Raw genomic sequence first — 14297 nt, forward strand, 5'->3', positions numbered from 1 at the left:
ATCTGCTTCGTAAAAGGGCTTTGGGTCGGCGCTTCAGCGCTGGAAGTCGGTCGCACGAGCCAGGACCGCCGGGTCGGCGCGCAGCACGGCCTTGGCGATCTTGTGGGTGGGGGTGTGGGGGAGTTCATCCAGCAGGACCACATATCGCGGCACCTTGATTGCCGCCAGCCGTTCCCGGCACCAGTCCACGATGTCTTGCGCCCGCAGCGGCGTCGCCGGCCTTGCCACGACTGCCACCAGGATGTCGTCTTCACCAAGGTCGGAAGGCACGGCAAGGGCGGCGCTTTCAAAGACGGCGGGATGTTCGCCGATCACCATCTCGAGTTCAGCCGCGGCAATGTTCTCGCCGCGGCGGCGGATGATGTCTTTCTTGCGGGAGATGTGGAAGAAGAAGCCGTCGGCATCGCGCCTGACCAGATCGCCGGTGGCAAGCCAGCCATCGCGCATCGTGGCTGCGGTCTGCTCCGGATCGCGAAAGTAGCCCTGCATCATGATGGGCGTCTGCACCAGCAGCTCGCCGACGACATCGGGGCCGACTTCATGTCCTTCGTCGTCGACGACACGGCATCGGGCCCAGGGGCGGTTCGGATCCGGATGGATACCTACTACCCCCATGCTGCCTTCTTTGTCGGGGCCGTGGTACGGATTGCAGGTCACGCCCGGGATTTCGGTCATGCCGAAGCCGGAAAAAAGATGGTGCACGCCGAATTCATTGCGAAAGATCCGCGCGGATTTTTTGCGCACGCCATAGACGACCCGCAGCCTGTGATCAGGTCGATACTCGGTGCGATCGCGCGCGCACAGGATGGTGCCGATCGCCTCGATGATGTTGACCACCGTGATGCCGTTGTCCGCAGCAGTGCGCCAGAAGGTGGAGGCTGAAAACTTTGGCACGACTAGCATGCTCGCGCCTGCCGCCAGCACGCCGCCTATCGAATAGAACAGCGCATTCATGTGGAAAAACGGCAAGATGATCATGACGCGGTCATCGGGTTGCAGGTGGACCCGCGCCACATTGGCCTCGCCCGCCAGCACGAGGTTCTGCTGGCTATGCATGACGCCTTTTGGGAACCCGGTCGTGCCCGACGTATAGATGATGACGCAGGTGCTGGACGCGGGCGCGTTGGCAGGCAGTGTCATCGGCGCGGCGGCATCGATGACGGAGTCGTAGTGGTTCGGACCCGGCGGGCCATCCAGTGTCAATAACCACGGAGGGGTCGAAAGTTCGGCGCGAACCGCTTCCACACGGTCGAGCGTTGCGGTGTCGGCGAGTATGCCTTCCACATCGGCATGCTGCAGCACATACCGCATTTCGCGCAGACCGAATTCCGGATTGAGCGGCACCATGATCGCGCCGAGTCGTGCCAAGGCGAACAGGGTAACGATATGGGCAATGTCGTTGCGACCCACAATCGCCACGCGCGAGCCGGCTGTCACGCCCCGGGCCGCAAGGGCCGCGGCACAGTGTTCGTAGCGCACCCCAAACTCGGTCCACGTAAACGTGCGATCGTCCTGACGCACAAACGCATCGTCTTGCTTGAATGCCAGCCGGCTCTGGAACGCACCGTGCAACGTGCCATCGTGCACGGTGTAGCTGTTCAAGACGTCGAGCGGATTCTTCATTGTTGTCTTTTCAGAGGCCGCAAGAAGTAGTTGTGTTTGTCAAATACTAGCGCGCACAATCGCATTCACGCAATGAGAGAATAGCCGGCCGCCGAATCTCGTGGACGCTGGCAGAAGTGCAAATCAAGCACACCAAGGAGACCCATGAAAACGCCGAGCCGTCTCGCTTTCTATCTAGGTATGTTGACAATGTCAACGACTTGGGCCGCCCCTGCCGACACCTATCCTGAACGGCCGATTCGCATCGTGGTGCCATTCGCTGCCGGCGGCGGTGGCGACTTCATCGTCCGCGCCTGGGCAGACAAACTGTCCGAGACCCTCAAGCAACCGGTCATCGTCGACAACCGCGGCGGCGGCAACACCGTCACCGGCACGGATGTCGTGGCCAAGGCGGCGCCGGACGGCTACACGCTCCTCATCGTCAGTCCGAGCTTCGCGACCAACCCCACCTTGATGAGCAAGTTGCCCTACCGAACGCCTGACGATTTTGCGCCAGTCGGACTGGTCATCACCTACGCCATGGGGCTGGCCGCGCGCGCCAATCTCGACGCCAACGACATCCCGCAATTGCTCGCCTATGCAAAGAACAACCCGGGAAAACTGAGCATCGCAACCTCGGGCGAAGGATCCGCGTCGTCGATGGCAGCCGAGCTCTTCAAGTCCGCCACGGGCGCGGACCTGCTCAGTGTGGCCTACCGCGGCGCCGGTCCGGCCCTGCTCGATGTGGCCTCGGGCAATGTCGATCTTTCGTTCACCGGGCTGTCCCAGATCAAGCCGCAACTGGATGGCAAACGAGTCAAACTGTTGGCCACCTCCGGCTTGAAGCGGCTGCAATCCGCGCCCGATATCAAGACGATTGCAGAGCAAGGCGTCAAAGATTTCGAAGCCATCGTCTGGTGGGGAATTTTGGCGCCCGCCGGCACACCGAAAGAAATAGTTGCGAAAGTCAATCAAGCGTTGAAGGTCAGCCTTGCCGATCCGGAAGTGGCCAGGCGGCTGGAAGTCATCGATGGCGAAGTGCGGGTATCGTCGCCGCAAGAGTTCGACGGCTTCATCCGCGAAGAGATGGTGCGGTGGGGCAAGCTGCTGAAACCTGACCCCGCCGCCAAAACAGCGGCGCCTTGAACGTAAAAAAGGCATGCCGTAAAGCATGCCTTTTTTGTGGGTTTGCGCGCAGCGCAGGCTGCGCGGCATCTCCATTCGATCAGTGGCTGCCCACCGGCACCGGGTCGCGTCCTGCCGTGGCATGGTCGGGCACGAACACGCTTTCGCCACTCAAGGTCAGCGCCAGCTGTTCCTTGTCCAGCTCGCCTTCCCAGCGCGCCACGACAACCGCCGCCACCGCGTTGCCGACCAGGTTGGTCAGCGCGCGGCACTCGGACATGAAACGGTCCACGCCCAGGATCAGCGCCATGCCGGCCACCGGCACCGACGGGACCACCGACAGCGTGGCGGCCAGCGTGATGAAGCCCGCACCGGTGATACCGGCAGCACCCTTCGAACTGAGCATGGCGACGGCCAGCAGCAGGATCTGGTCGGCGATCGGCAGCTGGATGTCCATGGCCTGCGCAATGAACAGCGCGGCCATCGTCATGTAGATGTTGGTGCCGTCCAGGTTGAACGAATACCCGGTCGGCACGACCAGGCCCACCACCGGCTTGGAGCAGCCGGCGTGTTCCATCTTTTCCATCAGCGTCGGCAAGGCGGCTTCGGACGAGCTCGTGCCCAGCACCAGCAGCAGTTCTTCGCGGATGTACTTGATCAGCTTCAGAATCGAAAAGCCGTTGTAGCGGGCCACTGCACCCAGCACCACCAGCACGAACAGCAGGGAGGTCAGGTAGAAGGTCGCGACCAGGGCCGCCAGGTTGGCGATCGAGCCGATGCCGTACTTGCCGATGGTGAAGGCCATGGCGCCGAATGCGCCGATCGGGGCCGCCTTCATCAGGATCGAGACCAGCTTGAAGAACGCGCCCGAAATAGCCGTCAGGAAGTTCATGACCGGCGCGCCGCGTTCGCCGATGGCGCCCAGCGAAATACCGAACAGCACCGAGAAGAACAGCACCTGCAGGATGTCGCCGCCGGCAAACGCGCCCACCACCGTGTTCGGGATGATGTTCATCAGGAAGCCGGTCAGGGTCTGCTCATGCGCCTTGGCCGAGTAGCTGGCCACGCTGGCCGCGTCGAGCGACGCCGGATTGATGTGCAGGCCATGGCCGGGCTGGATCACGTTGGCCACCACCATGCCGATGATCAGCGCCAGGGTCGAGAAGGTCAGGAAATAGATCATGGCCTTGCCAACCACGCGTCCGACTTTCTTCAAGTCCTGCATGCCCGCGATGCCGGTCGACACGGTCAGGAAAATGACCGGGGCGATGATCATCTTGACCAGCTTGATGAACGCGTCGCCCAGCGGCTTCATCTGTTCGCCGAGCTGCGGATAGAAATGGCCGAGCAGAATGCCCAGGGTGATGGCGAAGATGACCTGGAAATACAGGTGCTGATAGAGTTTTTTCTTGCGAGCGGGCGCGCCGCTCACCACGGGTTGTGGTGCGATCATGTTGGGATGTCCCCTGCCAGGTGTTGGAGCTTGGCGAACCATCCCGGGCCGGGCGGCTCTGCAAGCACATTGTTTTCACTGTCCTGTGCCTTCCGGCGGTGGCCAGCGGCATTCGGTGGATTGATTTAGCAATGCCTGTGCCAGGTGCGGGTGTCGACGCTAGATCGTTGATATGTAAAGGAATTCCTGACATACCCTGCGGCCGATCCTGCAACGGTTGTGCGGACTTTCGCTCGCGCAAGAACCGTCGTGTGTGATAATCCGCACACGCCTTCCTGTGATCCCCATCGCGTGACCTCTTCCCTGCCTGACGTGACCGAGCCATCACTTGCCACCCCCGCGCCTGCACTGCTGGCCCGGCAGCGGCGCGCGTGGCGCTATTTCGCGGCCGCGGCGGTGGCGGCCCTGGCGGCCGTGCTGTTCCTGGCATCGCATGTGGGCGAGGACCAGGCCGTCAATGACGTACGCAGCCGGGCCGGGAACTCGGCGGCGCTCAAGGTCGCGGTGCTGATGAGTGAACTGGAAAAGCAGCGGTCGCTGCCTTTCGTGCTGGCGCAAGATGTGGAAGTCCAGGATGCCCTGCGATCGCGCGATCCGGCACGGCTCGAGGCGCTGGACGCCAAACTGTTCGCGCTCAAGTCGGGCACCGGCGCCGCCGTCATCTACCTGATCGACCCGGCCGGCATCACGCTGGCGGCCAGCAACTGGCGCGAGCCGACGTCCTTCGTGGGCAGCGATTATGGCTTTCGCCCGTACTTCCAGGAAGGTGTCGCCAACGGCTCGGCCGAGCATTTTGCGCTCGGCAATGTCAGCCAGCGGCCCGGCCTGTACCTGACGCGCCGGGTGGACAAAGATGGGCTGCTGCTGGGTGTCGTGGTCGTCAAGGTCGAGTTCAATGGCGTGGAAGACAACTGGCGCCGCTTTCCCGAACCGACGTTTGTCACCGATGAAAACGGTGTGGTGCTGCTGTCGGCCGTACCGGACTGGCAGTTCATGACCCTGGGCACCTTGCCCGAAGCCGACCGCGCCCGCCTGCGCGACAGCCTGCAATTCGGGGATGCGCCGCTGCAGCCCTTGCCGATCCGTACGGACCCCGAACGCCGCGGCGCCGAACACGTGCTGGCCACGGTGCCCGGCACCGGCCGCGAGGATCGCTATCTGCAAGTCAGCGTGCCTGTTCCCAGCACACAGTGGACCTTTCATTTCCTGGGACCGACCCGCGAACCGGTTGCGCGGGCCGCCACCCTGGCGCAGGCCGTGGGCGTGCTCGTCGTGCTGCTGTCCGTCTTTGCCGCGGGGCTAGTCCTGCACCGGCGGCACCTTGCCCGCAATGCCATCGCGGCGCAGACGGCGGTAAGGGAAGAGCTTGAGCGCCGGGTGGCGGCCCGCACGGCGGAACTGCGTGACGCCAATAAACACCTGGTCAGCGAGATGGACGACCGCCGCCGCGCCGAAGCGGGCCTGCAGCAGTTGCAGGAAGAGTTGGAACAGGCCAACAAGCTTGCCTTCCTGGGGCAGATCACGGCCGGGGTTGCGCATGAAATCAACCAGCCCGTGGCCGCCATCCGCAGCTTTGCCGACAACGCCGCCACCTTCCTGGACCGCGCGCAGACCGAACCGGTGCGGCGCAATCTGGCGTCGATCGCCGGCCTGACGCAGCGTATCGGCGCCATCACCGACGAATTGCGTGCCTTTTCGCGCAAGGGGCGGTCGGGCATCGCGCCGACACGCGTGGCGGCGGCCATCGACGGCGCCTTGCTGCTGGTGGGCAATGCGCTGCATCGTCAGGGCGTCACGCTGATCCGGCCGGCCACGACCGAAGAGGTGTGGGTCATGGGCGAACGCATGCGGCTGGAACAGGTGCTGGTCAATCTGCTGCAGAACGCGGTGGATGCGCTGGAAGGCACGCCTGACGCACGGATCGTGCTGAGTGTGAGCGTCGATGCAGACGCCGTCGTCAAGGGTGCCAGCCGCGTCCGCATCGACGTGACCGACAACGGCCCTGGCATCGCCCCCGAGGTCATGGCCGCCTTGTTCACCCCCTTCACCACCACCAAACCCCACGGCCTGGGCCTGGGTCTGGTCATTTCGCGGGACATCGCGGCCGACTTCGGCGGCGAACTGCAGGCGCACAGCGAGCCCGGCGCCGGCACCCGTTTCACCCTGCTGCTGCAGCAAGCAAGGCCATCATGATGTCACCCGCCACGTCCCTCATGCCTGACAGTCCTGCCCCCCAACGGGTGGTGTTCGTCGACGACGACCCCGCCCTGCGCGAAGCCAATAGCCAGACCCTGGAACTGGCCGGCATGGATGTCACGGCGCTGCCCAATGCCCGCGCCGCGCTCGACCTGCTGACCGCCGACTTTTCCGGCGTCGTCGTCACTGACGTGCGCATGCCCGGCATTGACGGCCTGCAACTCTTCCGCGCGCTGCATGAACGGGACCCCGACCTGCCCGTGATCCTGGTGACCGGCCACGGCGATATCGGCATGGCGGTCGAAGCCATGCGGCAGGGCGCCTACGATTTCATTCCCAAGCCCTATCCGGCCGACCGCCTGCTGGCCACGGTCCGCAACGCCCTGGACAAACGCCGCCTGGTGCTGGAAAACCGCCAGCTCAAACAGCTTGCAAACGATGCCGGCGCCAGCCTGCCGCTGATCGGCGACACGGCCGTCATGCAGCGGCTGCGGCGCACCGTGCGGCACTTGGCGGATGCCGATGTGGACGTGCTGATCGAAGGTGAAACCGGCACGGGCAAGGAAGTGGTGGCCACGGCGCTCCACCAATGGAGCAGCCGCCGGCGGGAACACGCCTTCGTCGCCGTGAACTGCGGCGCGCTGCCCGAAGCCGTGATCGAAAGCGAACTGTTCGGTCACGAACCCGGCGCCTTTACCGGCGCGCAGCGCAAGCGGGTGGGGCGCATCGAACACGCCAACAAGGGCACGCTGTTCCTGGATGAGATCGAAAGCATGCCGGTCATGTTGCAGGTCAAGCTGCTCCGGGTGCTGGAAGCGCGCGAAGTGTCACCCCTGGGCACCAACGACGTGCGCCCCGTGGACCTGCGCGTCGTGGCCGCCACCAAGGTCGACCTGAGCGACCCCGCGCAACGGGGGGACTTCCGCGAAGATCTGTTCCACCGGCTCAATGTGGTCACGCTGCGGCTGCCCCCGCTGCGCGAGCGGCGCGACGACGTCGGCCTGCTGTTTTCCTACTTCCTGTCGCGTGCGGCGGCCCGCTTCAAGATGCCGGTGCCCGACGTGTCCGACGGGGTCCGCGCCTACCTGCGCGCGCACCGCTGGCCCGGCAACGTGCGCGAACTGGCGCACTTTGCCGAACGCGTGGCGCTCGGTCTGGCCGAAGAGGGGATGGAGGGCTCACGGACCCGCCCCGATCACACCGGTGACGCCGGCGCGACGCTGCCACAGCGGATGGAACGCTACGAAGCGACCTTGATCCGTGACGCCCTGGCCACCTATCGCGGCGACGTCCGCGCCACCCTGCAGGCGCTGGGCATTCCGCGCAAGACCTTCTACGACAAGCTGCAGCGGCACGGCATCGACCGCGCCGCGTTCGAACTGCCGGGGGACTGAACCCCCTGTCGGCAACGTCCTGGCGTCCTGGCGTCCAGACGACAAAAAGGGGCGATATCGCCCCTTTTTGTTCACAACCACCAAGCAGGATCAGCTGCGCGAATCCGTTCCCGGAATCTGCAGCGTCTTGCCCATCTGCACGGCGCTGCCCTTGATGCGGTTCAGCGCGCGCAGCTGGTCAACCGTGGTGTCATAACGCTTGGCGATCGACGACAGACTGTCGCCCTTCGTCACGCGATGCGTCCGCACGTGCACCTTCTTGCCCACCGCCGCCGCACCGCGCGCGGCCACGGGGCGCACCGCGGCCGGCACGGCCGTCGCGATGATGGCGGGTTCGCCAGCAGCAGCGCCCACTGGCACGATCAGGCTGTCGCCTGCCGATACCGACGACTTCGGCCCCAGGCCGTTGGCGCTGCGCAGGGTGGCCACCGACGTGCGGTATTGCTTGGCCACGCTGGCCAGCGTGTCGCCACGCGCCATCTGGTGGGTGTGCCACGACGACAGTTCGCCGTTGTGCGCCAGCAGGTTGGCTTCGAACACGCCGATCCGGTCGGCCGGCAGGATCAGGGTCGGTTCATGCCGGCCCAGGATCACGCCGCGATTGAACGACGGGTTCAGCGCCTTGAATTCTTCCAGCGGCATTTCGGCCAGTTGCGCCGCCAGCTTCACGTCGATGTTGCGGCTCTTGGTGACCGTGACGAAGTAGGGCTGGTTGTCGATGGTCGGCAACACGATGCTGAACTTGGCCGGGTTGGCGATGATGTTCTTGATCGCCTGCAGCTTGGGCACGTAGTTGCGCGTTTCGTCGGGCATGTCCAGCGACAGGTAGTCGGTCGGCATGCCTTGCCCGGCCTTCTTTTCGATCGCGCGTTTGACCGAGCCTTCGCCCCAGTTGTAGGACGCCAGCGCCAGGTGCCAGTCGCCATGGAATTCGAACAGGTATTGCAGGTAGTCCAGCGCAGCGTTGGTCGACGCGATCGGATCGCGGCGCTCGTCACGCCACCAGTCCTGCTTCAGGTTGTAGCCGCGGCCGGTGGCCGGCACGAACTGCCACAGGCCCGAAGCCTGCGAGCGCGACAGCGCCCACGGATCGAACGAGCTTTCCACGAACGGCAGCAAGGCCAGTTCGCTGGGCATGCCGCGCTGATCGATCTCTTCAATGATGTAGTACAGATACTTGCCGGCGCGCTGCGCGGTGCGCTGCAGATATTCCGGCTTGCTGGCGTAGAAGTTTTCCCATTCGCGCACCAGCGGCGTGTCGATGTTCGGCACGGCAAAGCTGCGGCGGATGCGGGTCCACACGTCGGCCGGGGCCACGGTCAGGTCGACCACCAGCGGCGACAGGCCGGTCGGGGCCACCTGCTTGATCAGCGGCGAGTCGAGCCGGCGGCCCTGGGTCGCGGCGGCAACGCGCGGGTTGGCCGGCACGTTGGGCAAATCGGCCACGGTGGACATCGTCTCGGCATTGGCCGACGTGTCACCGGGATTGGCTGGGGGGAGGGGAGCGCAAGCTGCCAGGGCCAACAGGGCACCTGCCGTAATCACTTTCAGGAGCGCGCCGCGGGGGATGCAATCGCGGAGGGTCGTCCGCGAGATCCACGCGCCGCCAAGGCGTATTTCCATAGGGTTTCTTCAGTTTGACTGGGTTAAAGGCGCTGCGCATAGTAGGAGCGTGACGGGGTTCACGTCAAGCTGCCTTACATATCAGCGGCTGATGTCAGGGGTTGACCGACGATCCGAGCATGTTCAATACAAACGGCATATTTGCCGATTACTTGAAGCTATTTTTCCACTCGCGCAGCGCGGCGAATACTTCGGTGCGGGTAGCCAGCGCGCGCCCGGCATGGGTGACGGCGGCCGCGGCCACCGCGGGTTCGTCGGTTCGCAAGAAGGGATTCACTTCACGTTCCAGCGCCAGGGTCGTCGGCACGGTGGGCGTGCCACTGTCGCGCAGCGCCTGGGCCTGGTCATGCCATTGCGCCAGGGCGCCGTTGTCGGGTTCGACAACCTGGGCCCAGCGGATGTTCGACAGCGTGTATTCATGGGCGCAGTACACCCGGGTGTCGTCAGGCAGGGCGGCCAGCTTGCCGAGCGAGTCGGTCATCTGGTCGGGCGTGCCTTCGAACAGCCGGCCACAGCCGGTGGCGAACAAGGTATCGCCGCAGAACACCAGGGGCTCGACGCCGCCCGCACGGCCGGCGTAGGCAATGTGCCCGGCCGTATGGCCCGGCACGTCGATCACTTCCAGGCTCAGGTCCAGTTCGGGCAGGGCGACCTGGTCGCCTTCGACCAGCTTGCGGTCGCAGTGGGGCAGGGTTTCCCCCGCGGGGCCGAACACGGTGGCGCCGGTGCGTTCGACCAGTTCGGTCACGCCGCCGACATGGTCGTTGTGATGATGAGTCAGTAGAATGGCCCGCAGTTGCAGGCGTTGCTGCTGCAGGGCCTGCAAGACGGGAGCGGCCTGGCCGGGGTCGACCACGGCGGCAAGACTGCCATTGCGGATCAACCAGATATAGTTGTCACTGAACGCCGCCAACCCGGTAATGCCTGAATTGCCCGGCGGCACGCCGGGGGTGGTGCTGGCGGTTTGCTTCTGTCGTTTATCCGAACCTTTCATTCCGATGCCCCTATCTGCCGCCCAAGGTTACCCGATTTCCGAGCTCGGCCGTTGGCTGGAATCGCCTCCCGGACGCTACCTGTTGGCCTGGGAACAAGCCCGGCTTGACGAAGCGGTATCCGATGTATTTGGCTTTTTTGCCGTGCAGGTCGGCCTGCACCAGATCGACGGCTTGCGCGCCAACCGCATGCCCTTCAAGGGTTGCGTGGGCGATCAGGCGCCCGGCGTGCCCATGGTCGCGCCGCGCTGCAATGCCTTTGTCGTAGCCGAATTTGAAGAACTGCCCTTCGACTCCCAGAGCATCGACCTGCTCGTTCTGCCGCACACGCTGGAAGTGTCCGCCGACCCGCACCAGGTGCTGCGCGAAGCCGAACGGGTGCTTATGCCCGAAGGCCGTCTGATCGTGACGGGCTTCAATCCCTGGAGCCTGTGGGGGGCAGGGCGCCTGCTGGGCCAACGAGCCGCCTTCCTGCCGACCAGCCTGGGACCCTTGCCGGTGCCCCGCCTGAAGGACTGGCTCAAGCTGTTGTCGTTCGAAGTCGATCGCGCCCACTTTGGCGGGTACGTGCCGCCGTGCAGCAGCGACGTCTGGCTGCAGCGTTTTGCCTTCATGGAAAACGCCGGCGCCAAGTGGTGGCCGTTCTGCGGGTCGCTGTATATCGTGTCGGCCGTCAAGCGGCAGGCCGGCATGCGGCTGCTGGGGCCGCCGTGGAAAACGCAGCGGCTGCGTCGCCACGCCGCCGTGGCCGTCGCCCCCCGCATGAACGCCGCGGGGCCGGACAGCGAATCGCCGCCGCAGTAAAGGCGTTGCCGGGTCTGGACCTGGGGCATCCAGCTGCCCGGCTCCCCAGGGCCGCCCGGTCCGCCTTGTTCCAGGTTCCTGATTGCCGCCTGTTCCCACCTTCCTGGTTTCGCCGGTTCAGGCCTCGAACAGGTTCTTCTGGATCTGTTCCAGATGCGCCGTCAACAGTTCCCGCGCCTGCTGCGCGTCCCGGTCCTTGAGCGCATCCACCATCGCCCGGTGCTGCTGTTCATAGGCGGTGCGGCGGGCCGGCGTCAGGGACCGGCGCTTCAGCCGCCCCCACTCCCCTTGCTCGCGCACGTCGTTCGTCAGTTCCAGGATCTGCATGAAGAAGGAGTTGTGCGTGGCCTCGGCAAACGACTTGTGCAGCTCGCCGTCCCAGTGCTCAAACTCTTCGATCGAGGTGGCCGCTTCCGACGCCACAACGCATTGCGTCATGCGGGCAAAGTCGGCCGACGTGGCGTTGCGCACGATCAACCCCGGCATCAGCGGCTCGATCAACAACCGCGCTTCCATCAATTCGGCGGGGCTGGTGTGCCGGGCCTCGCGCACCGGCAGCGGGGCCGGGGCCAGCTCGCTCGCGCCCGGCGCCACGAAGGTGCCGCTGCCCACGACTTGCGTGATCAGGCCGCGTACGCGCAATTCCGACAGCACGCGCCGCACCGACCCGCGCGACGTACCGAATTGCAGGCTCAATTGCCGCTCGGGCGGAAGCTTCACGCCCTCCCGCAGTTTTCCACTGGCCATCTCCGCCAGCAAATGCCGGGCAAGCGCGCGCGCGCCTTGCGCCCGCACCCCACCGGTGTCCGAATAATCATCCACGTGCCTGTCTCCAGAATGCCCCCGCACAGTAAGTGAATCGGACCAATTGGTCAAATATTTGCTAGGCGCAGGGTTGTAGAAGATCCAATTTGGTTCTATATTTTCTCGACTTTCTACCAATTGGACTTTCGCAAGGCGCCCTCATGAAATTTGCAAATCTGAAGATCGACTCCACTGCCGTTGTTTGCCTCGTTGATACCGATGCCGGCACCTATTGGCCGGTCACCGACCTGGTCCCCGGCTTCAGTGGCGACATGGTCCAATTGGTTCAGGAATACCCGAATCTCAAGTCCAAGCTGGCGGCCAAGGGCGAAGGCAAGCCGTTGAACGGCGCGACCGTCCTGGCACCGATCACGCAGCCCCGCCGCAACATCTTTTGCGTCGGCAAGAACTATCACGAGCACGCCGCGGAATTCAGCAAGTCGGGCTTTGACAGCAGCGCCAAGGAAGGCGAACTGGCGCCCGATTTCCCGGTGGTCTTTACCAAGCCGGCGTCGACCGTGATCGGACCCGGAGACGCCATCCCGTCGCACCCCGAGGTCACCAGCCAGCTGGACTACGAAGCGGAATTTGCGGTGGTGATCGGCAAGGCCGGACGCGGCATCAAGAAAGCTGACGCCTTCGACCACATCTTTGGCTACACCATCGTCAACGACTTCACGGCGCGCGATCTGCAGAAAAAGCATCGGCAGTGGTTCATCGGCAAGTCGCTGGACGGCTTCTGCCCGATGGGTCCGTACCTGGTCACCAATGACGAAGTCGATGCCCAGAACCTGGACATCAAGTGCTGGGTGAATGGCGAACTGCGCCAGAACTCGAACACCAGTCTGCTGATTTTCGACATCCCAACCATTATTGAAACGCTGTCGGCCGGCATGACGCTGCAGCCCGGCGACGTGATTGCGACCGGCACCCCGGCGGGCGTGGGCATCGGCTTCAACCCGCCCAAGTGGCTCAAGACCGGCGACACCATCAAGATCGAAGTCCAAGGCCTGGGCGTGCTGGAAAACGCGGTCGGCTGACCTGGCCGGCGCTTTTCGACGCCCCATTCATAGATAGAGGACGCCGCCGCCCGAAGCCTTTGCGCCAGGGCAGGACGGCGTCCCGACCCCATCACCCCGGAAAGGGGGAGGAGACACCCATGACCTACCAGATGCTCTGGCGCGTTGTTGCGCCTGTCGTTACCTCGGCCGCGACCGCCACCGCGACCGCCACCGTCGCCACGGTGGCCGCGCTTTGCGCCATCCCCGCCGCCCACGCGCAGGCCCCGGCCGCGTGGCCCACCAAACCCATCACAATGATCGTGCCGTTCCCGCCGGGCGGCGTGGCCGATACCGTGGCCCGCCCCGTGGCCGAGGCCATGAGCCGCAGTCTGGGCCAGACCGTGGTGGTGGAAAACCGGGCTGGGGCCGGCGGCGGGCTGGGCATGGCGCAGGTCGCCAAGGCCGCGCCCGACGGCTACACGGTCATGATGACCCTGTCGTCCATCTCCATCATTCCCGAAGCCGACGTGATCCTGGGCCGCGCGCCCATGTATCAGCTCAACCAGTTCACGCCCATCGCGCGGTTCACCGCCGACCCCACGGTGCTGGTGGTCCGGGCCGATGCGCCCTGGAAAGATGCCAAGGAATTCATCGCCGCCCAGAAAAAGGGCGACCGCGAAGTGACCTACGGATCGTCCGGCAACTACGGCAGCATGCATGTGCCGATGGAAATGCTGCGCAGCCAGGCCGACATCCGCCTGCTGCACGTGCCCTACACCGGCGCGGGCCCAGCCGTCGTCGCGCTGCTGGGCGGCCAGGTGGATGCGGTGTCGACCGGCCCGGCGTCGGTGCTGCAGTACATCAGCGCCGGCAAGTTGCGCGCGCTGGCCCACTGGGGCGAAGGCCGCCTGGCCTCGATGCCCGACGTACCCAGCCTGACCGAACTGGGCTATCCGGTGCAATTCGCGCAGTGGTCGGGGCTCTTTGCGCCCGCCAACACGCCGCCTGCCGTGGTCGAGGCGCTGCGCAACGCTGCCCGTACGGCATCCACCGACAGCCGGGTGCTGGCGGCGGTACAGGGCGCCGGCAGTCCGATCCAGTATCTGGACGCGCCGGCCTTCAAGACCTACTGGGATGGCGACGCCAAAACCCTGGTGCAGGTGGTGCGCAAGATCGGCAAGGTCGAGTAAGTCGGCACTGCGGCGCTGACCCGCATGTAACGGTCGTGTGGGGCGTTTGCCTAAGCCAGAAGTTAAGTTGTTGCGGATGTGCTTCGCCCTCTGCCGCGATGCTACATTTGGCT

11 protein-coding genes are annotated in these 14297 nt (G+C 64.9%); 6 read left to right on the top strand and 5 right to left on the bottom strand.

Annotated elements, in window-relative coordinates:
- Positions 1–33: 33 nt before the first annotated feature.
- Positions 34–1623 (bottom strand): class I adenylate-forming enzyme family protein, encoded by a 1590-nt coding sequence (locus HD883_RS21685; protein WP_179589073.1) that lies wholly within the window; start codon positions 1621–1623, stop codon positions 34–36.
- A 189-nt stretch (positions 1624–1812) separates the two neighbouring features.
- On the opposite strand from HD883_RS21685, the gene HD883_RS21690 reads away from it, so the two are divergent.
- Positions 1813–2748 carry a Bug family tripartite tricarboxylate transporter substrate binding protein gene (locus tag HD883_RS21690; RefSeq protein WP_179589074.1) on the top strand — a complete coding sequence of 312 codons (936 nt, stop codon included), beginning with the start codon at positions 1813–1815 and terminating at the stop codon, positions 2746–2748.
- A 79-nt stretch (positions 2749–2827) separates the two neighbouring features.
- On the opposite strand, the gene HD883_RS21695 is transcribed toward HD883_RS21690, so the two are convergent.
- Positions 2828–4180, bottom strand: a complete 1353-nt coding sequence (locus HD883_RS21695; RefSeq protein ID WP_179589075.1) for a dicarboxylate/amino acid:cation symporter — start codon at positions 4178–4180, stop codon at positions 2828–2830.
- A gap of 291 nt (positions 4181–4471) precedes the next feature.
- Here HD883_RS21695 and HD883_RS21700 point away from each other — a divergent pair, with 291 nt between their 5' ends.
- Both HD883_RS21700 and HD883_RS21705 read left to right on the top strand, forming a co-directional pair.
- Entirely contained in the window at positions 4472–6373 is a 1902-nt protein-coding gene (locus HD883_RS21700; RefSeq protein WP_373563447.1) for a sensor histidine kinase, read from the top strand.
- Positions 6373–7770, top strand: coding sequence for a sigma-54-dependent transcriptional regulator (locus HD883_RS21705; protein WP_373563465.1), 1398 nt, complete (start codon positions 6373–6375; stop codon positions 7768–7770). The genes HD883_RS21700 and HD883_RS21705 overlap by 1 nt, the downstream gene beginning before the upstream one ends.
- Positions 7771–7860: 90 nt before the next feature.
- Here the strand turns inward: HD883_RS21705 and HD883_RS21710 are convergent, their stop codons facing one another.
- Both HD883_RS21710 and gloB read right to left on the bottom strand, forming a co-directional pair.
- Positions 7861–9393, bottom strand: coding sequence for a LysM peptidoglycan-binding domain-containing protein (locus tag HD883_RS21710; protein WP_257022585.1), 1533 nt, complete (start codon positions 9391–9393; stop codon positions 7861–7863).
- 148 nt (positions 9394–9541) lie between these two features.
- Positions 9542–10387: a hydroxyacylglutathione hydrolase gene (gloB, locus tag HD883_RS21715; protein WP_179589076.1), complete on the bottom strand. Its 846-nt coding sequence runs from the start codon at positions 10385–10387 to the stop codon at positions 9542–9544.
- 4 nt (positions 10388–10391) lie between these two features.
- Here gloB and HD883_RS21720 point away from each other — a divergent pair, with 4 nt between their 5' ends.
- Positions 10392–11189 (top strand): class I SAM-dependent methyltransferase, encoded by a 798-nt coding sequence (locus HD883_RS21720; protein WP_179589077.1) that lies wholly within the window; start codon positions 10392–10394, stop codon positions 11187–11189.
- Between the two features lie 117 nt (positions 11190–11306).
- Here HD883_RS21720 and HD883_RS21725 read toward each other — a convergent pair whose 3' ends face one another.
- A complete protein-coding gene (locus tag HD883_RS21725; RefSeq protein ID WP_373563448.1) occupies positions 11307–12011 on the bottom strand; it encodes a FadR/GntR family transcriptional regulator in 705 nt (234 codons plus the stop codon).
- A 143-nt stretch (positions 12012–12154) separates the two neighbouring features.
- Here HD883_RS21725 and HD883_RS21730 point away from each other — a divergent pair, with 143 nt between their 5' ends.
- A complete protein-coding gene (locus HD883_RS21730; protein ID WP_179589078.1) occupies positions 12155–13033 on the top strand; it encodes a fumarylacetoacetate hydrolase family protein in 879 nt (292 codons plus the stop codon).
- A 119-nt stretch (positions 13034–13152) separates the two neighbouring features.
- Positions 13153–14184 (top strand): tripartite tricarboxylate transporter substrate binding protein, encoded by a 1032-nt coding sequence (locus tag HD883_RS21735; protein WP_257022586.1) that lies wholly within the window; start codon positions 13153–13155, stop codon positions 14182–14184.
- Positions 14185–14297 lie beyond the last annotated feature (113 nt).

The organism is Pigmentiphaga litoralis (assembly GCF_013408655.1).
In the GTDB taxonomy this organism is placed as follows: domain Bacteria; phylum Pseudomonadota; class Gammaproteobacteria; order Burkholderiales; family Burkholderiaceae_B; genus Pigmentiphaga; species Pigmentiphaga litoralis_A.